Here is a 24,378-nt window from a genome sequence, read left to right on the forward strand (position 1 = left end):
GGCCGGTGGGGGCGGGCACGGTGCTGGTCGCCGTCCCCGCCGACATCGAGGGGTTGCGCGGCAGCGACCCGGGAACGGCCAAGGCGTGGCGGCTCGCCGTGCGCGAGGTGCTGGGTGGCCTGATGGCGGAGGGCCGCGCGGTCACGGGGTTCTGCGGTAAGTCCTACTACGTGGTGGAGCAAGAATGAAGATCACTGGAGTTGAGCTACGCCGGATCGCGATGCCGCTGGTGGCGCCGTTCCGCACCTCGTTCGGCACGGAGACGTCCCGTGACGTCCTGCTCGTCAGGGTCGTGACGCCGGACGCCGAGGGCTGGGGCGAGTGCGTGGCGATGTCCGAGCCGCTCTATTCCTCCGAGTACGTCGACGGCGCCGCCGAGGTGATCCGCCGTTTCCTGCTGCCCGCGTTGCCGCCGAACGTCGACGCGCAGGGCGTGGCCCGCGCGCTGGAGCCCGTCAAGGGCCACCGCATGGCCAAGGCCGCGGTGGAGACGGCGGTGCTGGACGCGCAGCTGAGGGCGGCGGGCGAGTCGTTCGGCCGGTTCCTCGGCGCGTCGCGCGGCCGGGTGCCGTGCGGGGTGTCGGTCGGCATCATGGACTCGGTCCCGCAGCTCCTCGACGCGGTGGCGGGCTACCTGGACGAGGGATATGTCCGCATCAAGCTGAAGATCCAGCCCGGCTGGGACGTCGAGCCGGTCAGGGCCGTGCGCGAACGGTTCGGCGACGACGTGCTGCTCCAGGTCGACGCGAACGCCGCCTACTCGCTGACCGACGCCCGTCACCTGGCCCGGCTCGACGCGTTCGGCCTGCTGCTGATCGAGCAGCCGCTGGCCAACGACGACCTCGTGCAGCACGCCAAGCTGGCCCCGCAGCTGACGACGCCGGTCTGCCTGGACGAGTCGATCGAGTCGGCCGAGCACGCCGCGGCGGCGATCGCGCTCGGCTCCTGCTCGATCATCAACGTCAAGCCGGGCCGGATCGGCGGCTACCTGGAGGCGCGGCGCATCCACGACCTGTGCCGGGCCCACGGGGTCGCGGTGTGGTGCGGCGGCATGCTGGAGACCGGGCTGGGCCGGGCGGCGAACGTGGCGCTGGCGGCGCTGCCCGGGTTCACCCTGCCGGGCGACACCTCGGGGTCGCGCCGCTACTACGCGACCGACATCACCGAACCCTTCGAGCTGGCGGACGGGCATCTCGACGTGCCGTCCGGGCCGGGCCTCGGCGTTGAGCCGATCCCGGCCGTGCTCGACGAGGTCACCACGGCCACGGAGTGGATCACCCTCTGAGCCGGGGCACCGCGGCCAGCAGGGCGCGCGTGTAGTCGTGCGCGGGCTCGCCGACGACCTGCTCGGCGGGGCCCACCTCGACCAGCCGGCCCTGGTGCATGACGGCGACCACGTCGGCGACGTACCTGACCACGGCCAGGTTGTGCGAGATGAACAACATCGGCAGGCCCAGCTCGTCGCGGAGCCCGCGGACGAGGTTGAGCACGGCGCCCTGCACCGACACGTCGAGCGCGCTGGTGATCTCGTCGGCGACGAGCAGGCCGGGGTCGCCGCCGAGGGCGCGGGCGATGGCGACGCGCTGCCGCTGGCCGCCGGACAGCTCGCGCGGGTAGCGGCCGGCCACCTCCGCGGGGAGCCGCACGAGATCGAGCAGCCGCTTCACCTCGCTGTCGCGGTCGCGGCCCCTGATGCCCTCCGCGACCGTGTCGCCGACGGTCATGCGGGGGTTGAGCGACGCGTACGGGTCCTGGAACACCATCTGGACCCGGCGGACGCCCTCGATGCTCCCCGTGTACGGGACGAGCCCGCACACGGCCCTGGCCAGCGACGACTTGCCGGACCCCGACTCGCCGACGAGCCCGACGACGCGGCCGTCGGGGATCTCCAGCGTGACGTCGTCGACGGCGGTGAAGTCGCCGAACCGCACGGTCAGGTTCTGGATGATCATGACACCTCCCAGCAGGCGACCCGCTGCAGGGGGCCGTGCGCGACGAGTTCCGGGCGCTGCGTGACGCACCGCTCGGTGGCCAGGGAGCAGCGGGGGGCGAAGGCGCAGCCGGGTCCGACCTGGTCGGGCGCGGGCTGGGTGCCGGGGATACCGGCCAGCGGCCTGGTCCTGTCGGTGTCCAGGTCGGGCAGGGAGGCGATCAGCGCCCTGCTGTAGGGGTGCGCGGCGCCGTCGGCGAGCCGGTCGGCGGGCAGTTCCTCGACGACGCGGCCGGCGTACATGACGACGACGCGGTCGCACAGCTCGCCGACGACGGCGATGTCGTGCGAGATGAACAGCGTGGCCGCGCCGGTCTCGGCCACGACCTCGCGCAGCAGGCGCAGGATCTGCCGCTGCACGGTCACGTCGAGCGCGGTCGTGGGCTCGTCGGCGACGATCAGGCGGGGTGTGCCCATCAGGCCCATGGCGATCACGGCGCGCTGCCGCATGCCGCCGGACAGCTCGTGGGGGTGCTGGGCGGCCCGCCGCTCGGGCTCGGGCAGGTGCACCTGGCCGAGCCGGTCGACGGCGCGGCGGCGGGCCGCGGCCCGGGTGGCGCCCTCGTGCACGACGGCGACCTCGGCGAGCTGGCCGCCGATCTTGAGCGCGGGATTGAGCGCTGCGAGCGGGTCCTGGAAGACCATGGCGAGCGCGGTGCCGAGCTCCTTGTCCGACAGCTCGGCGACGTCCCTGCCGCCCAGGTGCAGCCGCCCGTACGTGACCTTCCCCGGGTAGGGGACGAGCCCGCCGACGGCGGCAGCGGTCAGGCTCTTGCCGCTGCCGGACTCGCCCACGAGCCCGACGACCTCGCCGGGGGCGACGGCCAGCGACAGGCCCCGTACGGGGGTGGAGCCGCCGGGGAACGTGACGGTCAGGTCCCGCACGTCCAGCACGGCGCCGGGGTCCGGCTCGCCGGGCTCGGGCGGCGGCGCCGGCGGCTCGTCCATCTTGCGTACGGTCGTGCGCGCGGCGGCTCTGGCCAGGGCGTCGCCCAGCAGGTTGAAGCCGATGCCGGCGAGCGCGACGGCGGCTGCGGGTCCGAGCGCCACCTCGGGCGTCACGTAGATGCGGGAGAACCCGTCGAACAGCAGCCGGCCCCAGTCGAACGACGGCGGCTGCACGCCGAGCCCCAGGAACGACATGCCGGCCAGGCCGAGCAGGGCGCCGCCGAGCGCCTGGGTGAGGTTGAGGATGAGCGGTTCGGCGATGTTGGGCAGCACGTGCCGGGACAGGATGCGCCGGCGGGGCACGCCGAGCATGCGGGCGGCCGAGACGTAGTCGGCGCCGGCGACCGAGGCGGCCAGCGTCTGGGTGAGCCGGGCGAAGCCGGGCGCGATGGCCGCGCCGATGCCGAGCACCGCGCCGCGCGCGCCGAGTCCGGTGACGACCGCGGTGAACATGGCCAGCAGCAGCCCGGGGAAGGCCACCAGCGCGTTGACCGTGCCGGTGGCGAGCCGGGCGCCCCGCTTGGGCAGCACCGACGGAAGTGTGCCGAGCACGATGCCGGCGGCGGCGCCGATGAGCGTGGCGGCCAGCGCGAGCGCCAGCGAGAACCGGCCCGCCACCAGCACCCTGGCCAGCAGGTCGCGGCCCAGGTTGTCGGTGCCGAGCGGGTGCTCGGCGGAGGCGCCCTGGAGGATGGCGCCGGCGTCGATGCGCTCGGCCGCCTCGCCCCAGACGATCGGCCCGGCGACGGCGAGCGCCGCCATGAGCGCGACGATCACGGCACCGGCCACGGCGGGGCCGCTCCAGCGGAGGGACATCAGGACTGCTCCCTGATCGCAGAGGTGGGGTCGAGGGCGCCGAGCAGAAGGTCGACGGCCAGGTTCACGACCAGCACGATCGCGCCGTAGACGAGAATCACGCCCTGGGCGACCGGGAAGTCCTTCTGCGTGATCGACTCGACGATCTTCAGCCCGAGGCCCGGCCAGGCGAAGACGTACTCGACGAGCACGCTGCCGGCGATGAGCGAGGTCAGCAGCAGCCCGCTCACCGTCAGGGTGGCGGTGAGCGTGTTGGGCAGCACGTGCCGCAGGTGCAGCCGGCGCGCGGGCAGGCGTTTGGCCCTCGCCAGGCGCACGTAGTCCTTGCCCAGCTCGCGCAGGGTCTCCACGCGGGCGATGCGGGCGATCATGGCGACGGGGCCGGCCGCGAGGGCGAGGACGGGCAGCACGTACGTGATCGGACCGGCCTTGCCCGCGGGCGGGAACCAGCCGAGGCCGACGGCGAAGGCGGACACCAGGCCGATCGCGTACAGGAACTCGGGGACGGCCACGGCGGTGCCGGTGACGGAGCCGAAGGTCAGCTCGGAGCCGCGGTTGCGGCCGTTCTGGGTGCGTACGGCCGCCCACATGCCGAGGGGGACGCCCGCCAGCAGGGCGAGGAGGGTGGCGAGCAGGGCCAGGGCGAGGGTGTTGGGGAGGCGGGCGGTGATGACGTCGCCGACGGGCTCGCTGGTGATGAACGAAGTCCCGAAATTTCCGGACAGTACGTTGGTCGCGTACGTCACGAACTGCTCCGGTAACGGGCGGTCCAGGCCGAGCGCCGCCCTGCGCGCCTCCACCAGCTCCACCGGCGCGGCCGGCCCGAGCGACGTGCGCACCGGGTCGCCGGGAATGAGGTGGATCATCGCGAAGGACGCGGCGAGCAGCACGGCCAGCGACACGGCGAACCGCACCGCCCGCCGCACGACGACCCGCGTCCTGCGGCGCGGCGCCCGCCGGCCCGCCCCGGATGCGGGACCGGGCCGCGTTCCTGTGGCCGTCATGGGCGTGTCGAGGCCGCTGCTGTCGGGCACTCAGCCTCCCTGGGTGAGCCTGATCGAGGTGGGCACGAACTCTCCCGCCTGCATGTCGTACGTCGCCCCCTTGGCCGCGTGCAGCACCGTGTTCTCCACCACCGGCACCAGGTCGGCGGCCTCGAACAGGGCCGACTCCGCCTCCAGCCACTGGCCGCAGCCCTCGGCCGACGGCAGCAGCCCCGCCTCGGCGACGAGCGACTCGTAGCGCTTGTTGTCCAGGTGGGCGAAGTTGGCCCCCTTGGGCGCGGACGGGCCGGACAGGAAGCCGATGAGCTGGGAGGGCAGGCTCACGCCGATGGGCAACCAGACGACGTCCCAGTCCTGGGTGGCGTTGAGGGACTCCGACAGCTTGGCGTCGATGATGCCGTTCAGCTTCACCTCGGCCCCCGCCTTGCGCCAGGCCTGGCCCAGGTACTCGGCCGCGGCCTGCACCCCGGCGCCGCGCGTGGTGGCGTACATCAGCCGCAGCGTCAGACGCTTGCCGTCCTTGACCCGCACCCCGTCGGGCCCCGCCTTCCAGCCGGCCGCGTCCAGGGCGGCCGCGGCGCCCGCCGGGTCGTGGGCGGGCACGTGCCCGGTGACCGAGTCGCCCCTGCAGGGGCGCGGCTCCATGACGAGCCCGGTGGCCGGCCTGCCGGTGCCGCTGGAGGCGATGCCCGCCAGCTCCTTGAGGTTGACGGCCTGGGTGAGCGCCTTGCGCACCTCCGGGTCGTGCGCGGGCCTGTCGTCGCCCTGGTGGTAGAAGAACTGGCCGTTGGTGAAGGGGACGACGTTCTTGACCACACCGGGCGTGGCCTCCAGACGGGCGCGGTCGGGGCCGTAGACCGTCGCGCCGTTGACAGTGCCGGAGATGAGCAGGTTGGCGGCGGTCTGCTCGTTGGGGATGACCTTGAGCACGACGGTCTCCGGCAGCTCGGCGGCGGTCGCGCCGGCCGGCCCCCAGGCGTACTCCCTGCGGACCTTGAACGTGTAGCGGTCGCTGGGCACCGCCTCGGTCAGCTGGTACGGCCCGGTGCCCGAGGTGCCTCGGGTCAGCAGCGAACGGTCCTCGACGCCCTTGCCGCACACGATGAACAGCGACCTGGCGCTCTCCACGATGAAGCTGAACGGCTCCGGCATGGACAGCGTCACCGTACCCGCGGCGTCGTCGGCGGTGGCCTTCATCCCGATGGGCACCAGCACGCCGTAGATGGGCGACTTGGTGTCGGGGTCGGTGATGTGGTTGACGCTGCCGGCGACGTCGGAGGCGGTCAGCGGGGAGCCGTCGGAGCAGGTGACGCCCTTACGCAGGGTGAACGTGGCGCTGTCCGGCTTCACCTCCCACTTCTCGGCCAGCCTGGACACGAGTTTGCCGTCGTCCGAGGCGGTGACGAGCGTGTCGTACGCGAGCGAGAGCGTGGTGTTCGTGATCGAGAGCACGCCCATGGCGGGATCGAGGCCGCCGGGGTCGGCCGAGAGCGCGTAGGTGAACGTGCCGCCCGTGGCCGGCGCCCCGCCTCCGTCGCCACCGTCGCCACCGCCGCCTCCGCAGGCGGCCGCGAGCAGGGCGAGCGAGGTGAGAGCCGCAGCTGCCGGTGTTCTCATGGGGGACTCCCGTCGAGCGTGGGGGGTGTGCACCACCTTTGCCCCTCTCCGGGCCTGGTGCTTCGTGCCCGGTGACGAAAAAGCCGGGCGGCCTCGTGCTAGCGCCCGAAGATCCGCATCTGCAACATGACCGTGAGCCGGGCGTCGGGGTCCGACAGGTCGAGGCCGCTGATCTCGACAAGCCGCTTGAGCCGGTAGCGGAAGGTGTTGGCGTGCACGTGCACGCGGGCGCAGGCGGCGTTGACGTCGCCGAACGCGTCCAGGTACGCCCGCAGCGTGGCGGTCAGCTCGGTGCCGTGCTCCGCGTCGTGTTCGAGCAGCCGCTGGTAGGGGCCGGTGGGCGCCTGCTCCTCCGCGGCGGCCACGTCGGCGACCTGGAGCAGCAGCGACTCGAAATGCACGGAGGCGTACCCGGCGACCTGGCCGGTGGTGCCGCGGGAGCGCAGCACGCGCAGGGCCCGGTCGGCGTCCGCGCGTGACCTGGCGACGTGCGACAGGTGGAGCGCCAGGCGGCCCACGCCGATGTTGGCGGCGTGCCGGGGCCCGACCCTGGCCAGGAAGCTCTCGGCCACGCGCACGGCCCGCGCCTCCTCCCCTTGGCTCTGCTGCCCGCCCGACTGCAGCGGCAGCACGGCGTAGGCGACGGAGCCGACGAGCGCGGCGGCGGCCTTGGGATGGATGGCACCGACGTGCAGCGCGAGCGCGTCGCAGAAGCGCTGCCTGTCGCTCTCGCCGCGGGCGGGGTCGGCGGCGGAGTCGCCGGACAGCTGGGCGGCGAGCACGCACAGGCGGGTGGTGGCGACGCCGAGCCGCTCGGCCGCCTCGGCGGCGTCGGTGCCGCCGGCCAGCACGGTGGACAGCAGGTCGGCGCGGAGCCGCCGCCGGGTGTCGGCCCCGGCCCGCTCGCGCAGCAGCCGCAGCGCCACGATCTTGGCGGCGTCGGCGAGCGCCCGCTGGCGCTGCTCGCTGAGCGGCTCGCGCACGGCCACCCAGATGGAGCCGAGGATCTCGTCGCCGGTGCGGACGGCGACCGCGACCCGGTTGATGACGTTCGCGTCGTCCAGCTCCATGTAGACGGGCTCGCGGCTCTGGTAGAGCTGCTTGAAGAAGCCGCGCTCGTCGAGCATGCGCAGGTAGCGCTCGGGGACCTGGCGGCCGAGCACCGTCTCGACGCGCCCTTGGTCGGCCTCGTCCTGGCGACCGGAGTAGGCGAGCACCCGCGACGATCTGTCCTCGATGGTGACAGGCGCGTCCAGCAGCGCGCACACGGCGTTGGCCAGGGAGAACAGGTCGTCGGGCGGCCCCTCCCCCGGCTCGGCCAGGTCGCCCTCGGCCAGCAGCGAGCGCAGCAGCGCGGCGACCTGAGACCAGGAGGCCGCCCGGGTGAGCCCGAGCACGGCCACGCCGGTCTCCAGCACCACGGCCCGCACCCGCTCGTCGACGTCGACGGGCAGCTTGACGACGACGCCCGCGGCCTGTTCCGCCCGCTCGATCAGGGCGCAGATGTCGTCCGCGCCCTGGACGCCGACGGCCAGCACGATGCCGCCGGGCGGCACGATCAGCTCGTCGAGCGGATCGTAGACGTGCACGCCGGTGACCTCGGTGTCGAGATCGCCGGGTGACGCGGCGACGTCGAGCACCGTGGTGCCGAGGTCGTGGAGGATGCGCCCGAGACTGGCACGCGGACGATTCCTCATCGGATCACGATAATCCACGAGGAGGGACATCACCCGGGCACGTCAGGCACGCGGCACCGCCCGGCCGTCATGCAGGCATGCGGCCCCGCCCGCAGGTCCATGCCGCCTCCTCAGCCGGTCCTCGGGGTGGCGCGGGCGCCCATGTGCACGTACGGGGAGCCGTCGGGCAGCTCGTAGAACACGACGGACGCCCAGTCGGGCGAGCCGTTCATCCGGCACACGAACGTGACGTCGTCCACGGGCCGCAGCTCGCACTCCTCCGGCTCCTGCTGCAGGGCGGCCAGCGCGCCCGTGGCCTCGTAACGCAGCCAGGGCCGCCCGTCGCGCTGCGACACCGTGATGCGCGCGCCAACCCGCTCGTAGATGCCGGTGTGGCGGGAGGCGTCCACGTCCGCGGCCTGGTCGAGCGGCTCCGGCTGCGGAGGCACGGTAAGGCCGTCGAGCTCGGCGAACAGCTCCGTGGCCACGGCGCGCGTGAAGGCGCCGGAGTGGCCGCCGTTGGCGGTGACGCACACGATCGTGCCGGTGCCGGGGACGGCCCAGAGCATGGCGTGCTGGCCGATGGTGTTGCCACCGTGGGAGATGACGCGCTGCCCGTCCCACTCGTCCAGGATCCAGCCGATGCCCCACTGCTTGCCCAGGGTGTGCGGGTTGGGGATGTCGATCTGCGGCTCCCACATGGCCTGCGGGTCGTCGAGCAGGCCGCCCTCCCCGGTGGTGCGCAGGTGGGCGCGGGCGAAGGCGACCACGTCGGCGGGGCGGGCGCAGATGAGCCCCGCCGGGCCGGCCGAGCGCATGAGCCCCCACATCGGGGCCGGCGCGCCGCCGTCCACGTGGCCCATCGCGGCGCGGAAGCGCAGCACGTCCTCGGGCAGGGTCCAGGTGTGGGTGAGGCCGAGCGGTTCGACGATCTCCTTCCTCAGCGCGTCGTCCCAGCGTTCGCCGGTCAGGCGCTCGACGACCCGGCCCGCGATGACGAACCCGGAGTTGCAGTAGGACTGGGTGACGCCGAGCGGGTGGTTCTGGGTCAGTTCGGCGCACGCCTCGACGTACCTCTCCACGCAGTCGTCGCCGCGGCCGGTGTCGAGGAAGAGGTCGCCGTTGATGCCGCTGGTGTGGGAGAGCAGGTGCCTGATGGTGACGGTCTTGGTGACCTCGGCGTCGGCGACCCTGAACTCCGGCAGCACCTCCGCCACCGTGGTGTCCAGCGTCAGGCGGCCGCGCTCGATCAGCCGCATGAGCAGGGTCGCGGTCCACACCTTGGTGACCGAGCCGATCTGGTAGAGCGCGTCCGGGGTGGCCTCCACCCCGGTGGCGGTGTTGAGCGTGCCGGCCGCGAACTCGTGCGGCTCCCCCTCGTGCAGGTACGCCAGCGCCGCGCCGGGCACCTCGTACCGGTCGATCAGCTCGGCGAGCCGCTGACCCATTGCTCCAGCCACGCGATGATCCTTTCGTTGTAGTCGTGCCGGTGTGAGGGCCGGCCGTTCAGGATGAACAGGTGGCTGGCGCCGGGGTAGCGCACCAGCCGGACCGGCACCCGCCGTTCGCGCAGCGCGGCGAACCACTGCTCGGACTGGCCGACCGGGCAGCGGTCGTCGCCCTCGCCGTGCAGGAGGAGCGTGGGGGTGGTGACCTCGGACACGTACGTGATCGGCGACTGCGCCGCGAGGTCGCCGCCCCATTCGTGCACCTTCATCAGCTGCCCCAGGTCCGAGGTGCCCGCCATGCTGCTCAGGTCGCTCACGCATCCGCCGGGGATCGCGGCCTTGAAGCGGCCGGTGTGTCCCGTCAGCCAGCACGTCATGTAGCCGCCGTAGCTGTACCCGGTGACGGCCAGCCGGCCGGGGTCCGCGACGTTCTCCTCGACCAGCGTGTCGACGGCGGCGAGGAAGTCCTGCGCGTCGGCCAGCCCCCACGCGCCGACGGCCGCGGTGTAGAAGTCCTCGCCGTAGCCGTCGCTGGCCCGCGGGTTGAGCGCGAGCACCGTCCAGCCCCTCGCCGCCAGGACCTGGTGGTAGAGGTGGAAGCCGTCGAGCACGGGGGCCCAGGCGTTGTGCGGGCCGCCGTGCACGTCGAGCAGGAGCGGGCCGGGGGTGGCGGCGTTCTCGTCCCGCAGCACGAAGCCTTCGACCTGGGTGCCGTCGGGAGCGGTGAACGTGCGGCGGGCGGGCGTGAACAGCTCGACGCCGTCGAGCGCGTGGTCGGTGAGCCGCTCCGGGGTCTCGCCCGGCCGGCCCAGGTAGACGTCGCCGGCGCTGTGGGGGGTCGCGGCCACGTACGCGATCCGCCCGGCCGCCGCGCTCGCCCCAGACACGCTCGTCCCCTCGGGTACCAGCCGCTCGCCCCGCGCCCGGTACAGGTGGGTGCAGCCGCGGTCGCGGACGCAGAACATCAGGTCGTCACCGGCGAGCAGCGCGGGCGCGGCGCCGGGGTAGCCGGGGGCGCCGGTCATGACGTTGCGGTCCAGCCCCGTCTCGACCTCCTCGGGCACACCGCCGGGTGTGAGCGTGAACAGCCGTACGTGCCCGGCCGGGCCGCCCTTCGTGGCGGTGACGACCAGCCGCTCGCCCTGCCACCACACGCCGGTGCAGATGAGGCCGGGACCGGTCAGCCGCCGCGGCTGCCGGCCCGGCGCCACGGTGTGGACGGCCCCGCCCATCTCCAGGTCGCGCTCGTCCTCCCTGTCCGCGACGAACGCCAGCCGCGTCCCGTCAGGGCTCCACGACGGCTCCCCCGCGAAGAAGCCGCCCTCGGTGACCTGGGTCGTCTCCCCGCTCGCCACGTCCACCACGAACAGGTGGGCGCTCATCCCGCGCAGCAGCCCCGTGCCGTCCGCCTTGTACTCCAGGCGGTCGATCACCACGGGCGCGTCCGCGTCGGGGGCCCGCCCGCCGGGCCCCACCGGCGCGCTGAACGCGATGCGGGTCCCGTCGGGGGACCACCGCGGCGCTCCCGCGCCCAGCGCCGCCGAGGTGATCGGGACCGGCTCGCCGCCGTCCATGGGGAGCAGGTGGATCTGCGGCCTGCCGTCCACGGGCCGCAGGAACGCCAGCGTCCGCCCGTCCGGCGACCACCGGGCCGCGCTCCCGCCGGCCAGCCTGCGCGGCGCGGCGCCCGGAGCGGCGAGCCAGACCTCCGTGCGGTTCTCGTCGGCGTCCCGGTCGACGGTGGTCAGCGTGTACGCCACCGCGCCGCCGTCGGGTCGCAGGCAGGGATCGGAGGGCACGGCGAAGCGGTAGAGATCATCCAGGGTGAGACGCGGCATATCAGAACCGTAGAGCAGCCTCCTTCCCCCTTCTTCGGACTATCCGACGAACGGCGCCCGTTCCGTTGTGCCGCGGTCCAACACATTGACGCCGGTCTGCTGGGCGCACATGGCCCTGCGGCTGGTGGACTGGGCCATCCGGCACCACTCCGCCTCCGACGTCACCTGCTGGCTCGACCTGGCCCGCCGGCTCAGGCCCCGCTGACGCGACGCCTCGCGGGGGCCCGCGGGGCCCGCGGGAATAACCCGTTGCGTCCCCGTGCTGACGCCCGCACCATGTTCCTCATGTTCCCGCGCGCTCACCTGGCGACGCCCGCCCTGCCGGCGGGCGCGTTCGAGCGTGCCTGCGACGGCCTGGAGCGCTGACCTCTTCCCGTTCGTCCTGAAGTGACCCGGCGGGGGGAGGTCGACCGGCCCTGACGGGTCACGAAGTCAAGGAGTCTCGGGAAAGGGAATCATGGCCAAGCAGGCCTACGCGCGCAACAAGCCGCACCTCAACATCGGCACGATGGGCCACGTCGACCACGGCAAGACCACGCTGACCGCGGCGATCACCAAGGTGCTCGCGGCGCGGGGGCAGGCGACGTTCACGCCGTTCGAGCGGATCGACCGGACCCCGGAGGAGGCCTCCAGGGGGATCACGATCAACATCTCGCACGTCGAGTACGAGACCGCCACCCGCCACTACGCGCACGTGGACATGCCGGGGCACGCCGACTACGTGAAGAACATGATCACGGGGGCGGCTCAGCTCGACGGCGCGATCCTCGTCGTGTCCGCGCACGACGGGATCATGCCGCAGACCCGCGAGCACGTGCTGCTCGCCAGGCGGGTCGGCGTCGAGCACCTCGTCGTGGCCGTCAACAAGGCCGACGGCGCCGACCCTGAGCTGCTCGACCTGGTCGAGCTGGAGCTGCAGGACCTGCTGACCGCGCAGGGCTACCACGGCGTCCCGATGGTGCGGGTGTCCGGACTGCGGGCGCTGGAGGGCGACCCCGTCTGGACGGCGTCGGTCGACGCGCTGCTCACGGCGGTGGACGAGCACATCCCCGTGCCGGTGCGCTACGTCGACGCGCCGTTCCTCATGCCGGTGGAGAACGTACTGACGGTCACCGGCCGCGGCACCGTCGTCACCGGCGCCATCGAGCGCGGCGCGGTGCGCGTCGGCGACCCGGTGGAGGCCGTCGGGTTCGGCGACGGGTTCGGCGCTGTCGTCACGGGCGTGGAGACGTTCGGCAAGACGATGGAGCGGGGCGAGGCCGGCGACAACGCCGCCGTGCTGCTGCGCGGGGTGCGTCGCGAGCAGGTGCGGCGCGGCATGGTGCTGGCCGAGCCGGGCAGCCAGCGGGCCCGCTCGTCGTTCACCGCCCGCGTCTACCTCCTCACCGCCGAGGAGGGCGGCCGGCGCAGGCCGATCGTGTCCGGGTACCGGCCGCAGTTCTACGTCCGCACGACCGACGTGCCCGGAGAGCTGACGCTGGCCGGGCCCGCGCAGCCGGGCGACACCGTCGAGGTGTCGGTGGAGCTGGGCAAGGCGGTCGCGCTGGAGCCCGGGCTCGGCTTCGCGATCCGCGAGGGCGGGCTGACGGTCGGCGCGGGCACGATCCTCACCGTGCCCTGACCCTGCCACCCGAACCCGGCCGGCCCGGCCACCTCGCCGGCCGGCCGGGTTCGACCCACCCGGCTCGACCGGCCCGGCGGCCTGGCCGGTTCCAACGGTCCGGCCCGCTCGGGCCGGTGGTGGCCGGGCCGGGTTGGGTCCCGGCCGGCCGGCTCGGGCCGATCGGAAGCAGCCGGGTCAGGGATGGTCGAAGCGGATGCGGAGGGTTGAGCGGCGGGCGCGCAGTTCGTACGCGGGCAGCACCCCAGGGCCGCAGGTGGCGGTGCCGATGCCCTGGTGGGCCAGGTCAAGGTGCAGGTGGACGCGGTCACCCGCCACCAGGTCGGGCCGGTGGAGGGCGCGGGTCAGCTCGTCGTTGCTCCACGGCCGGGCCGTCATCCCGAACACCGGATCCCCGGTGACCCTGAACGCGCCGAAGTCGGCCCACCGCACCTCGGCCCGGTGGCCGTTCTCCTGCGGGTGCACGTACGGCGTCTGCAGTTCGTCGATGGTGGCCGACCAGCGGCCCATGCGGGCGGCCATCCCGGTGTCCGGGTACGCCTCGCCCGGCCCCATCCCGAACCACGTGACCCGGTCGAAGGTGCGGGGCAGCGACATGGTGACGCCGAGCCGCGGGATCGGGTCGCGCCAGTCGCCGGTGGGCTCGATGTCGAGGAGCAGCCGCAGCCCGCCGTCGAACGTCCACCGGTACGTCGCCCAGATCCCGTGGTCGGTGGCCGCGGGCGCGACGCGGGTGCGGACGGTCAGCTCGTCGCCCTGTTCGACGGCGTCCACCCGGTGGGTGAGCCGGTGCAGGCCGAGCCCGCGCCAGGCGCCTTCGAGCCCGCCGTACCTGTCGTTGTCGGTGGGCGGCCGCCACAGGTCGAGCAGCGGGCCCTCGACGTCGATCCCGAACAGCCGGATGAGCCGCCCGGAGGCGGCGTCGAACGCGGAGTCGCCGGCGGTGATCTCGGCGCCGCCGTTCACGAGCGCGGCCGTCGACCGTTCGAAGCGGGCGGGGTGGCGTACGAGCAGCGCCTGACCCCACGCGACCTCGTGGCCGGCGTCCGCCCACGGCTCGTCGCGGGCGAGCACGGCGCGCACGGTCAGCCACCGTTCGCCGTCGGGGCCGCTCACGTCGGGCACCTTGCACTCGCCGCCGCCGGGGGGCACGTCAAGCCAGTGCTCGGTCACGGTTTCGCCCTCCACCTGCACCGAGGCGACGAACTCCAGGTGGGACAGGTCGCGGAAGCCGTGGCCGTTGACGATGCGCACGACGCCGTCGCCGAACTCGAACCTGACCGGCTCGAACACCTTCTTCAGGTCAAGCAGCCCGGGGGACGGTGTGCGGTCGGGGAACACGAGCCCGTCGATCACGAAGTTGGAGTCGTGCACGGGCTCGCCGTAGTCGCCTCCGTAGGCGTACTCGTGGTCGGGGTGCTCGATCCCGTGGTCGATCCACTCCCACACGAAGCCGCCGGCCAGCCGCGGGTACCGTTCGAACAGCTCCTGGTACTCGGCCAGCCCGCCGGGCCCGTTGCCCATGGCGTGGGCGTACTCGCACTGCAGGAACGGCATCGCCCGCCGCCGCGCATCCTCGGCGGGGTCGTCGAGCGCTTCCTCCTCGTAGCGGCCGATGGCCTCGACCTCGGCGTGGGAGGCGTACATGCGCGAGTAGACGTCGGTGTGCGCGCAGGAACGATCGCCCTCGTAGTGCAGCGGCCTGGACGGGTCGCGCTCGCGGGTCCAGGCGGACATGACGGCCAGGTTCCGGCCGACGCCCGCCTCGTTGCCGAGTGACCACATGATGACGCTGGGGTGGTTCTTGTCGCGTTCGACCGTGCGGCGCACGCGGTCCAGCAGCGCGTCGGCGTAGCGGGGGTCGTCGGTGGGGTTGCCGTGCCAGCCGACCTGGCCGAAGCCGTGGGTCTCGAGGTCGCACTCGTCGATCACCCACAGGCCCAGTTCGTCGCACAGGTCGAGGAAGGCCGGGTGCGGCGGGTAGTGGCTGGTCCTGACGGCGTTGACGTTGTGCCGCTTCATCAGCAGCACGTCCTCGCGCATCGTCTCGTACGTGACCGCGCGGCCGTGCCGGGGGTGGAACTCGTGCCGGTTGACGCCCTTGAGCAGCAGCGGGCGGCCGTTGGCGAGCAGCACGCCGTCCGCGATGGAGATCGTGCGGAAGCCGACGCGCAGGCGTACGGACTCGCCGGGGCAGGTCAGCACGGCGTCGTACAGGCGGGGTGTCTCGGCGGTCCACGGCTCCGCCTCGACCGTGATCTCGGTGCCCGCTTCGAGCCCGGCGACGCCGAGTTCCGGCACGCTCAGGGTGCCCTCGCCGTCGAAGACGAGCGTGCCGCGGCCGTCGGCCCAGGAGGCGCGCACGAAGACGTCGGCGGTGGAGCGGGTGAGCGTGACGTCGCGGAAGATGCCCGGCAGCCACCACATGTCCTGGTCCTCGAGGTAGCTCGCGGCCGACCACTGGTGCACGCGCACGGCGAGCACGTTGCGGCCCGGCTTGAGCCAGGGCCCGGCGTCGAATTCGGCCGGCAGCCGGCTGCCCGTCCAGAAGCCCAGTTCGTGGCCGTTGAGCCAGACCCGGGCGAAGGACTCGGCGCCCTCGAACCGCAGCCGCCCGCCCGTCCATCCGCCGGGCAGGTCGAACGCGCGGCGGTAGTCGCCCGTCGGGTTCTCGTCGGGCACCCGGGGCGGGTCGATGGGGAACGGGTAGGAGACGTTGGTGTAGGCGGGGGCGCCGTGGCCGTGCAGCGGCCAGTGGGAGGGGACGGGCAGGTCGTCCCAGTCCGCGTCGTCGTAGTCAGGCCGGGCGAAGTCGTCGGGGACGTCGGCCACGGGTGAGAGGCGGAAGCGCCACGTGCCGTTGAGGTCGAGCGCGGGCGCGTCGGAACGGAGGGCCGCCCGGGGTTCGAGCAGGCCGGAACCGGGGCGGAAGGTTTCGAGGTCCATCGCCGTCGAGCCTAGAGCTTCGCGGCGGTTTCGTCATTGCCGTCTCATTGCGGCGGTCTCTGTGCGGTCCCTGTGCGGTCCCTGTGCGGTCTCTGTGCGGTTGGCTGCGCGGTCCCTGTGCGGCGTCGTGCTCACGTGCCGGGGCCCAGGTCGTAGACGCGGCGGGCGTTGTCGACGCCGGTCATCGTGGCGACCCGTACCGCCTGGGCGGCCGACCACTCCCCCTCCGCCACGAACCCGCCCAGCACGCGCGCCATCGCCCGCCGCCACAGCAGGGTCCCGAGGAAATGGAGCTCGGCCGGGCCCCAGGCGTCGGAGGAGAAGAGCACCTTCGCGAACGGCGCCACCTCCAGGCTCTCGGCCACCAGCGCCGCGCTGCGCACCCCCGTGTGGGTGACGGCGAGCCCCACGTCGAAATAGACGTTCGGGTACGCCTCCGCCAGGAGCCCCGCGTGCCGGTGGTACGGGTAGCAGTGCAGCAACATCAGCGGCACCCCGGTGGGCTCGGCCCGCTCGATGAGGCCGCGCAGCAGCAGCGGGTCGGAGCGGCGCAGGTCGATGTCGGGGTCGCCGTAGCCGATGTGGAACTGCAGGGGCAGCCCGCGCTCCAGCCCGGCCCAAATAAGGTGCCGCAGCAGCACGGGGTCGCCGAGCCGCCCGCCTCCTCCGGCCAGCCAGCGACCGGCGGCCTCGGTGACCTCCGCCGCCGAGGGCGGCTCGGGGTCGAAGTCGAGACCGTACCGGTAGGCTACGACGGTCTTGAGCCCGCGGGCCGTGCGGGTGCGCTCCCATAGTGCCTCCGCGAACCGGCCGGCGAACGCGCCCGCCTCGCATCCGGCGGCGGCCACGTGCTCGGCCACGGTCTCCAGCCGCACCACCTCGTCGGCGGGCGCGCCGCCGGCCTCGGCCATGCCGGCCGGCCCGAGGAGCTCGTCACCGCGGTAGCCGGTCTCGACGAGGAGGTGCCCGGCGCCGCAGGCTGTCAGCAGCAGCCGGTTGACCTCGCCGGTGCCGAGCCTGGCCCGCCTGGCCAGGTATTCCTCCGGTGTGCAGTGCGGGGCGAGGCCGAGCACGGGCGCGCAGTGGCGCAGGATCGCGTGGCCGAGCTGGGAGTCGAAGCGGGTCATCCACTCGGGCACCGGCCGGTCGGACTCGCCGATCATCTCCTCGAAGGCCCGGCGCGGCAGGTCGCGGGTGGTGGCGCCGTGCACGTGGTGGTCGACCAGCGGCAGCTCGTCGATGACCCGCGCGAGGCCGCTGGGCACGAGGTCGGGCTCCATGGACATCGGCGATGTCTCCCAAGGTCAGCGTAGGCGACCAGGATAGGCGAACCTCCGTGTGAGCAGGGGTTCACGCGCCGCCGTCCGGCGGGTGACCGACACAAAAGGTCCGGGACCTCCCTATATGTCCGGCTTTGTTTGTGGATACAGTAGAAGATCTTCATGACCAGCGACGTACCAGGACAGGGTATTGAGGGAGACGGGGATGACACCATCGGCGGATCCTCGCGACACCGCCGGCGACCAGGCACTCGGCAGGCTTCTCAGCGGCTACCGCGAGGACGTCGCGGCACTGGAGCGGCTGAACGACCAGGTCACCGCCGTCAGAGGCCGCGGCCGGGCGGCCCAGGGACGCGTGGTCGCCGAGGTCACGCAGACCGGCGGGCTCACCGGGCTCAGCATCGACCCGCGCGCCATGCGCCTCGGCTCCGCCGCGCTGGCGCAGGCGATCCTGGAGGCGGCCGGCGAGGCGGCACGCGACGCCGAGCAGGCGGCCGCCGACCTGGTGATCCCGTTCATCACCGGAACCCCGCTGGACGACGGCCCCGGCCCGGACAGCCGCCATGGAGGTCGCAGGCGTTGAGGATCAACCCCGGCCGCGCGAGCATTCTCGGTTTCGGGACCCTCGGCCTGGCCGGCTTCGTCTTCGAGATGCTCGCCGTCGAATATCCGCAGGGCGACCCCGACAAGGCCAGGAAGGCCGCCGCCGTCTGGAGCCGGCTCGCCGAACGCGTCGAGGGCAGCCCGAAGCGCACGTTCCCGGCGGCCCAGGCGGTCTGGAGGCACAACGGTGGTGACGGCGTGGACGCCTACAAGCGCGCCGTCACCGCCGAACTGTATCCGGAGGACGAGTACGAGGGATACGCCGCCAGGCTCGCCCGCCGCTGCCGGCACAACGCCGAGGCGTGTCTGGAGTTCGCCGACGTCATCGACACGGCGCGGCACGCGTACCAGACGCTCGCCCTGGCCAACTTCGCCAGCTTCGTCTACATCGCCACCTTCCCCTGGCAGGCGGGTGCCGCCTACCAGATCACGCAGTTCCTCATGCGCAGGGCGCAGGCGGGCATGCTGGCGAAGCTGCTGGAGCACAGCGTCGCCAAGATCGTGCTGAGCAAGCTGACGGAGTACTCCCTCGGCAGCGGCATCTTCGCGGTCGGCGACGTGTCGGTGAAGGCGGGGGTCAAGGCGTTGCGCGGCGAGGACGTCGGATCGTTCCAGGACAACGCGACGCTGGCGCTGAAGGAGTTCGCCGCGTCGGCCGCCTTCTACGGCGTGTTCGACGCCACCGCGCCCCTGATGAGGAAGGTGGCCGCCAACCCCGACGTCCAGTACTTCCTGAGCCGGCTGGCCGGCGGATCCCTCGGCTACGGGCCGACGTACGACGCCCTGAGCGGGGAGATCGGCACCGACCTCGCCCCCACCTGGAAGGAGACCCTCGGCCGGACGCTGTTGTATTTCGCCATGGCTCACAAACCCGCACGCTGAAAGGACCACATGAAGATCGACCGACCGCGCATCAACTTGTCGGCGGAGGCGTTCGAGATCGAGGCGGGCGACCTCGCCGGCTACGCCGCGATGGCGGGGGACGAACTCGACGCCATCGGCAACTTCTGGGGCGAGGACAAGGAGGGCGTGACGTTCTTCAAGGGCCAGGGCGGCGGCATGGGGTACGAAGCGGTCACCGGCCAGGTCATGGAGGGCCTCGGCGTGTTCCACTCCGCTCACCGCGAGGTCGCCACCCGGCTGCGGATGATGGCCGACAGCGTCACGGTGGCCGACTGGGAGAGCGTGGCGGCCATCCTCGTGGCGCTTCCTCCTCCCGACCCCGGCAAGCCCGTCTGGGGCACGTTGTAGCCGCGTGGACGTGCGGATCCCGGCGCCGGTGAAAAGTTGTGGCCATGGGTGACAAGAAGGACGAAAACTGTTTTAATCCCGCCTAGATGACAAAGGGGCGGCATAGCCCCGTGTGACCGTTTTCCTCGAAGGGGAAAGGCGGGTCCGTGCGAGCACCAGGTGGCGAAGTCGTCATCACCGGCGGTCTCGGTTTCATCGGCTCTCATCTCGTGGACGCCTACCTCGCGACCGGCCACCGCGTACGGATCATCGACTCGAACGCCGGCGCGGTCATCGACGGCGAGAACTACGACGCCGACCCCCGCTGCGCCGTCATCAGGGAACGCATCGAGGACTACCTGACCGCGGGCGGCGACTTCACCGGCGTGGACCGGGTCATCCACGCCGCCTCCTACGTGGGCCCGGCCAGCATCCTTTCGCGCGCCGGACGGCTCGGCCACGACATCATCGGCAGCACCGCGCCGGTCATCGAAGCGTGCATGAACGCGGGCGCGCCGCTGTGCATGTTCAGCTCCGCCGAGGTGTACGGCCGCAGCGGCGTGCTCGACGAGAAGGACGACATCGTCGTCCCGACGCAGTACAACACGCGCATCGAGTACGCGGTCGCCAAGACCCTGGCCGAGGCGATGGTCAGCAACAGCCGCAGGCACGGGCTGCGCGGGATCGTCATCCGGCCGTTCAACGTGGCGGGGGCGCGGCAGTCGCGGGCCGGCGGGTTCGTGATGCCGACGTTCGTGCAGCAGGCGCTGGCCGGGCGGCCCATCACGGTGTTCGCGGGCGGGGACCAGGTCAGGGCGTTCATCGCGGCCGGCGACCTGACGGGCTTCCTCACCGGCTACATGGACCTGGCGCTTCAGGGCGACGAGGTCATCATCAACGTCGGCAACCCCGGCAACGCCGTCACCATCATGGACCTCGCGGAACGGGTCAAGAGCCTGCTCGCCAGCCCCTCCCCCATCGTCAGGGTGGACGGCAGGAGCGTGCACGGCCCCCACTACGCGGAGGCCGAGTCGTTCCACAAGATCCCCGCGCTCAGGACGGCCACCGACCTGGGCTGGCGGCCCCGGATCCCGCTCGACGAGCTGATCCTCACCACCGCCGACTACTACCGTGCCAGAGAGGACCGAAGGGCAGTGAATGCGCCGCTTTGACCGCGTCCTGGTGATCTCCCCCCACGCCGACGACGAGGTTCTGGGCTGCGGCGGCCTGATGGCGGCGCAGGCCGAAGCCGGAGCCCAGGTGCACGTCCTCTACCTGGCCGTGGACGGCATGCGCCACTACGGGCTCGACGAGGCCACCACCTACGGCCAACGCCTCCACGAGATCGAGACCGTGCGCGAGCTGCTCGGCTTCACGTACGACATCGCGTACGGGGACCGCGGCCTGACCGAACGGCTCGACACGCTGCCGCGCAGGGAGCTGGTCGACCTGTTCGAGCAGGAGCTCAACGAACGCCGGCCCGACCTGCTGCTGCTGCCCAGCTTCGCCGACTACGACCAGGACCACTGCGCCGTGTTCCACGCCGCCTTCGCCGCGGCCCGGCCGATCGCGCCGCAGTTCGGCAAGTGGCTGGTGCCCAACGTCTTCATGTACGAGATGTCGAAGATCCAGTGGGCCTCGGGGCCGATCCCGCGCTCGACGGCGTACTGCGACATCGGACCTCACCTGAGCCGCAAGCTCGCCGCGCTGCGCGGCTACAGGAGCCAGCACCGGCCCTCGCCGCACATCAGGAGCGAGGAGTCGGTGACGGCGCTGGCCACGCTGCGCGGGGCGGAGATCGGCGTCGCCCACGCCGAGGCGTTCGGGGTGCTCAGGGAGGTCCTGTGAAGACGTTCGCGTTCGCCACCGGCATGGAGTTCGCCGCCCCCGCCGTGGACGTGCTGGTCGCGCAGGGCACGCCGCCGTCGTTGCTGATCGGCTACCCGCCGCGGCTCAGCCACCGCTCGGGGTACGCCCCGTTGCGTGAGGCGTCGGACAAGCACGGCATCCCGCTGCTGGAGACCGACGACATCAACGACGGGCGGGCCTACGAGCGGGTCAAGAACATGGATCTGTTCGTGATCGCGGGATGGTCGCAGCTCGTACGCGAGCCGCTGCTGTCGGCCTGCCCGCGAGGGTCGATCGGCCTGCACCCCACCCGGCTGCCCGAGGGGCGGGGACGGGCCGCGCTGCCGTGGACGATCATCAAGGGGCTCACCGCGAGCGCCGTCAGCCTGTTCTTCCTCGACGAGGGCGCCGACACCGGCGACCTGATCGCGCAACGGGAGTTCACCATCAGCCGGCGCGACGACGTCACCGCGGTGTACCGCAGAGTCACCGAGATCAACGTCGACCTGCTGGCCACCTACATCCCCTTGCTGCTGGACGGCCGGGTGGTGGCGCGGCCGCAGGAGCCCGGCGGGTCGTGGTGGGAGAAACGGCGGCCCGAGGACGGCGTGATCGACTGGTCGCGGCCCGCCTCCGACCTCTACGACTGGGTGCGCGCTCTGGCGGCCCCCTATCCGGGCGCGTTCACGTCCGTGGCGGGACGGCGGCTGTACGTGCACAGCGCCGACCTCGTCGAGCACGGCGGTTCCGATCCCGCGGGCACGGTGCTCGCGCCCGTCTGGTCGACCGGCACCGGCGGGATGCTGGTGGCGTGCGGGTCGGGGCTGCTGGTGGTGCGCGAGGTCCAGTGGGAGGGCGGCGAGCGGCGCGACGCCCTCGGCCTGCTGGAGTCGGACGAGCTCGCGGTCGGCGCATGCCTGGGCACGTGAGCCCGTCCGCCGGCCCGCCGCCGCGCGGAGGCGCCGATCCGGAGGAGGGCGTGCGGCTGAGCGGAGCCGTCATGGCGCATCCGCGGCGCAGGGAGGCGGCCGCCCGGCTGGCCGGGGACGGCCTGGACGTGGTCACCGACCCCGATCCCGACGGCCGGCCCTCGGCGTTCCGCACCTCGCTGCTGGCCTGGTCGAGCATCCCCGAGCACGCCACCCACCACGTGCTGCTGCACGACGACATGGCGCTGTCCGGCGGCTTCCTCGACCGGGCCGGGCGCGCGGCCCACGCCATGCCGGGCGCCGCGCTGGCCCTGTTCGCGTTCTGGAACTCGCGCAACGGCGCCGCCGTGCGGATGGGCGCGCTGGCAGGGGCGCGCTGGGTGCGCGGGGCGGGCGAGTACACACCGGTGGCGGCGCTGCTGCTGCCCAGGCAGGTGGCCGCGGGATACGTGGAGTGGGCCAGGGACAAGGGCGAGAGCTGGCCCGACGACGTGCTCATGGGCCGCTACCTGCGTCAGGCCGGGGTGCCGGTGTACGTGGCGGTGCCGAGCCTGGCCGAGCACGAGGACCTGGCCAGCCTCGTGGAGAACGACTTCCAGGGGGTACGCCGCTCCCCGTGCTTCTTCGCCGACGACCCGTTGGCCGATGCCGGTGAGGACCGGGTGCTCGACCGGCTGCCGGTGATCCCGTTCTACAAACGCGGGGTGGCCCAGTGCGCGGTACGCGTGCCGGGCACCGGCCGGTGGCGGGACCTGCGCTGCGACGACCACCTCGCGGGCCTGGGGATCGACGCGGGCGCGCTGCGGGCACCCGCGGGGGCCGACCCACACTTCCCGCTGTGGCTGACGGCGTACACGATGGGGGTCGTCCACCGCGGGCCGCTCGGGGACGCGCGGGTCGTGGACGAGGCGCTGGCCACCCTGGGCCCCGGCGGGCTCTGCCACGAGCTGGGGGCGCGCGAACTCGCCCGGTTGTGGCCGGAACTGCACGACGTCGCCAGGGCCGGGCTGGAGGCCGGCCTGCGAGCGCGACCGCCGGGTACGCCGGCCCCGCGCGGACCCCGGCACCTGCCCTGCTCCGCTCGCACGCCGCCCCACGGCCCCGCTCCGCCCGTCGTTCCCGCACGGCAGGAGGTGACCGTCAGTGGTGCGGCGACGTTCGTCCGGCAGCACGTGGCGGACGTGCTGGCCGACCGGGGCTTCCACCTGTCCGGAGGCGACGCCGGCGTCGTCGTGCACGTCTGCGCGCTCGGCTGGGACACGGACGCGGACCCCGAGGAGGAGGTACGGCTGGCCCGCGCCGCCTTCGCGGGCGGCCGTGGGGGGGTGCTGCTGAGCTCGTGTCATGTCTACCCGGCGCGCACGTGGGTGGACGAGGAGACGCCCGTAGATCCGGCGGCCGCCCCTCTGGCGCGAGCCCTCATCGCGGTCGAGTCGGCCGCGCCCGGCGCCGTCGTGCTGCGGCTGGGCGAACCCTACGGGCCCGGCATGCCGCAGCGCGGGGCGGTGGCGGACCTGGTGCTGCGCTCCTCCCTCAACCGTCCTGGGTCCGTGGACGGCCCTCCCGCGCAGCTCGTACACGTGCGGGACGTGGCGCAGGCGGTCCTGGCGGCGCTGGAGAAGGGGGTCGCCGGACGGGTGTACAACGTCGCGGGACGACGGCGGTGGCGCATGCGGGAGCTGACCGAGGCGGTGTGCAAGGCGGTGCGGCCGGTGCGCCTGGAGACCTCCGAGAGCCCCGGCGGACCGCTGGTCAACGTGGAGCGGGCGGGCGTGGAGCTCGGCTGGCGGGCGGAGGTGACGCTGGACTACGGGCTGCACACGTTCGCGCAGTGGCTTGCCTACGAGAGCGACCGCACCTGACCGGCCCTCGGGAGCATCCTGCGCCGGCCACCACCCGGCCGCGGGTCATACGACCGTGCGCCGGCGCAGGACGCCGTCGGCGCCCGCGCCGATGAGACCGCCGGACGCGGCGGCGAGGACGGTGTGCCCCGCCGCGGGGCCGAGGTCCGCCCACGGCGTGTCGCGGCGGTCCACCGTCCTGGTGAGGATGCGGTCGCCCACGACGGCGAACAACCTGCCGTTCATCGCGGCCAGAGCCCCTGGGCCGACCACTGGGCCGACCACTGGGCTGACCACTGGGCTGACCACTGGGCCGATCCTGGTCCAGTCGTGCGCGGCGAGCCGCCGGATGGGGAGGTGCCACAGCTCGTTCGAGGCGGTGACGGCGAACAGTCCCTCGTCGGCGGCGGCCAGTCCGGTGGTGCCCTCAGGGGCCTGGCCGGCGTCCTGCCAGAGGGCCGGGCCGGGCACGGGGGCGCGGTAGCGGATCGTGCCGTCGGCGGCGACGCCGTAGAGGCCGGCGGGCGGGCCACCGTGCGCTTCCCTCGGTGCCGCCAGGGCGATCGCGTCCGTCTCGCCGATCGTTCGCCAGGGAAGGTTCTGACCGGAGACGTCCCGGTAGGCGAGCGCGCCGTCCGCGCAGGCGGCGAAGAGCCGGCCCTCGCAGCACACCAGCGCCCGCACGCTGCCGCCGTGCGGGGACGGGCCGACTGCGGCGGCAGGCGCCGGCGCCGCAGTCGGCC

18 protein-coding genes and 2 pseudogenes are annotated in these 24,378 nt (G+C 73.2%); 10 read left to right on the forward strand and 10 right to left on the reverse strand.

What is annotated here, in order from left to right:
* Positions 1-188: pseudogene (locus E1267_RS29850) on the forward strand (GNAT family N-acetyltransferase); the annotation flags it as partial.
* Entirely contained in the window at positions 185-1,285 is a 1,101-nt protein-coding gene (gene menC / locus E1267_RS29855) for an o-succinylbenzoate synthase (RefSeq protein WP_132337288.1), read from the forward strand. The pseudogene E1267_RS29850 and the gene menC, both read left to right, overlap by 4 nt.
* On the opposite strand, the gene E1267_RS29860 is transcribed toward menC, so the two are convergent.
* The 7 genes from E1267_RS29860 to E1267_RS29890 all read right to left on the reverse strand — a co-directional run bounded on the left by E1267_RS29860 (position 1,275) and on the right by E1267_RS29890 (position 11,337).
* On the reverse strand, positions 1,275-1,952 hold the full coding sequence (locus tag E1267_RS29860; RefSeq protein WP_132337290.1) for an ABC transporter ATP-binding protein: 678 nt from the start codon (positions 1,950-1,952) through the stop codon (positions 1,275-1,277). The two genes, menC and E1267_RS29860, sit on opposite strands and share 11 nt — an antisense overlap.
* Entirely contained in the window at positions 1,949-3,754 is a 1,806-nt protein-coding gene (locus tag E1267_RS29865) for a dipeptide/oligopeptide/nickel ABC transporter permease/ATP-binding protein (RefSeq protein ID WP_132337292.1), read from the reverse strand. Before E1267_RS29865 ends, E1267_RS29860 begins: the two co-directional genes overlap by 4 nt.
* Positions 3,754-4,788 carry an ABC transporter permease gene (locus E1267_RS29870; RefSeq protein ID WP_246064344.1) on the reverse strand — a complete coding sequence of 345 codons (1,035 nt, stop codon included), beginning with the start codon at positions 4,786-4,788 and terminating at the stop codon, positions 3,754-3,756. Before E1267_RS29870 ends, E1267_RS29865 begins: the two co-directional genes overlap by 1 nt.
* Positions 4,789-6,375 carry an ABC transporter substrate-binding protein gene (locus E1267_RS29875; protein WP_132337294.1) on the reverse strand — a complete coding sequence of 529 codons (1,587 nt, stop codon included), beginning with the start codon at positions 6,373-6,375 and terminating at the stop codon, positions 4,789-4,791.
* A gap of 98 nt (positions 6,376-6,473) precedes the next feature.
* On the reverse strand, positions 6,474-8,072 hold the full coding sequence (locus E1267_RS29880; protein ID WP_165959870.1) for a PucR family transcriptional regulator: 1,599 nt from the start codon (positions 8,070-8,072) through the stop codon (positions 6,474-6,476).
* Between the two features lie 110 nt (positions 8,073-8,182).
* Entirely contained in the window at positions 8,183-9,511 is a 1,329-nt protein-coding gene (locus E1267_RS29885; RefSeq protein WP_246064346.1) for a serine hydrolase domain-containing protein, read from the reverse strand.
* Positions 9,475-11,337, reverse strand: coding sequence for a S9 family peptidase (locus E1267_RS29890; RefSeq protein ID WP_132337298.1), 1,863 nt, complete (start codon positions 11,335-11,337; stop codon positions 9,475-9,477). Before E1267_RS29890 ends, E1267_RS29885 begins: the two co-directional genes overlap by 37 nt.
* Positions 11,338-11,794: 457 nt before the next feature.
* On the opposite strand from E1267_RS29890, the gene tuf reads away from it, so the two are divergent.
* Positions 11,795-12,958: an elongation factor Tu gene (gene tuf / locus E1267_RS29900; protein WP_132337300.1), complete on the forward strand. Its 1,164-nt coding sequence runs from the start codon at positions 11,795-11,797 to the stop codon at positions 12,956-12,958.
* Between the two features lie 177 nt (positions 12,959-13,135).
* Here the strand turns inward: tuf and E1267_RS29905 are convergent, their stop codons facing one another.
* Together E1267_RS29905 and E1267_RS29910 are read right to left on the reverse strand one after the other, a co-directional pair.
* Positions 13,136-15,904 carry a glycoside hydrolase family 2 TIM barrel-domain containing protein gene (locus E1267_RS29905; protein ID WP_132337302.1) on the reverse strand — a complete coding sequence of 923 codons (2,769 nt, stop codon included), beginning with the start codon at positions 15,902-15,904 and terminating at the stop codon, positions 13,136-13,138.
* A gap of 131 nt (positions 15,905-16,035) precedes the next feature.
* Complete coding sequence (locus tag E1267_RS29910) at positions 16,036-17,190, reverse strand: amidohydrolase family protein (protein WP_132337304.1); 1,155 nt, start codon at positions 17,188-17,190, stop codon at positions 16,036-16,038.
* 199 nt (positions 17,191-17,389) lie between these two features.
* Here E1267_RS29910 and E1267_RS29915 point away from each other — a divergent pair, with 199 nt between their 5' ends.
* From E1267_RS29915 to E1267_RS29945, 7 genes are all read left to right on the forward strand, one after another.
* Positions 17,390-17,767 (forward strand): YbaB/EbfC family nucleoid-associated protein, encoded by a 378-nt coding sequence (locus tag E1267_RS29915; protein ID WP_132337305.1) that lies wholly within the window; start codon positions 17,390-17,392, stop codon positions 17,765-17,767.
* Positions 17,764-18,669: a WXG100-like domain-containing protein gene (locus tag E1267_RS29920; RefSeq protein ID WP_132337307.1), complete on the forward strand. Its 906-nt coding sequence runs from the start codon at positions 17,764-17,766 to the stop codon at positions 18,667-18,669. Before E1267_RS29915 ends, E1267_RS29920 begins: the two co-directional genes overlap by 4 nt.
* 9 nt (positions 18,670-18,678) lie before the next feature.
* On the forward strand, positions 18,679-19,038 hold the full coding sequence (locus E1267_RS29925; RefSeq protein WP_132337309.1) for a hypothetical protein: 360 nt from the start codon (positions 18,679-18,681) through the stop codon (positions 19,036-19,038).
* Positions 19,039-19,184: 146 nt separating this feature from the next.
* Complete coding sequence (locus E1267_RS29930; RefSeq protein WP_132337311.1) at positions 19,185-20,189, forward strand: NAD-dependent epimerase/dehydratase family protein; 1,005 nt, start codon at positions 19,185-19,187, stop codon at positions 20,187-20,189.
* Positions 20,176-20,865, forward strand: coding sequence for a PIG-L deacetylase family protein (locus E1267_RS29935; RefSeq protein WP_132337313.1), 690 nt, complete (start codon positions 20,176-20,178; stop codon positions 20,863-20,865). The genes E1267_RS29930 and E1267_RS29935 overlap by 14 nt, the downstream gene beginning before the upstream one ends.
* Positions 20,862-21,794, forward strand: a complete 933-nt coding sequence (locus E1267_RS29940) for a methionyl-tRNA formyltransferase (RefSeq protein WP_132337315.1) — start codon at positions 20,862-20,864, stop codon at positions 21,792-21,794. The genes E1267_RS29935 and E1267_RS29940 overlap by 4 nt, the downstream gene beginning before the upstream one ends.
* Positions 21,791-23,656, forward strand: a complete 1,866-nt coding sequence (locus E1267_RS29945) for an NAD-dependent epimerase/dehydratase family protein (protein ID WP_132337316.1) — start codon at positions 21,791-21,793, stop codon at positions 23,654-23,656. Before E1267_RS29940 ends, E1267_RS29945 begins: the two co-directional genes overlap by 4 nt.
* A 45-nt stretch (positions 23,657-23,701) precedes the next feature.
* Here E1267_RS29945 and E1267_RS44715 read toward each other — a convergent pair.
* A pseudogene (locus E1267_RS44715) lies at positions 23,702-24,378 on the reverse strand (hypothetical protein); the annotation flags it as partial.

This window comes from Nonomuraea longispora (assembly GCF_004348345.1).
Lineage (GTDB): Bacteria > Actinomycetota > Actinomycetes > Streptosporangiales > Streptosporangiaceae > Nonomuraea > Nonomuraea longispora.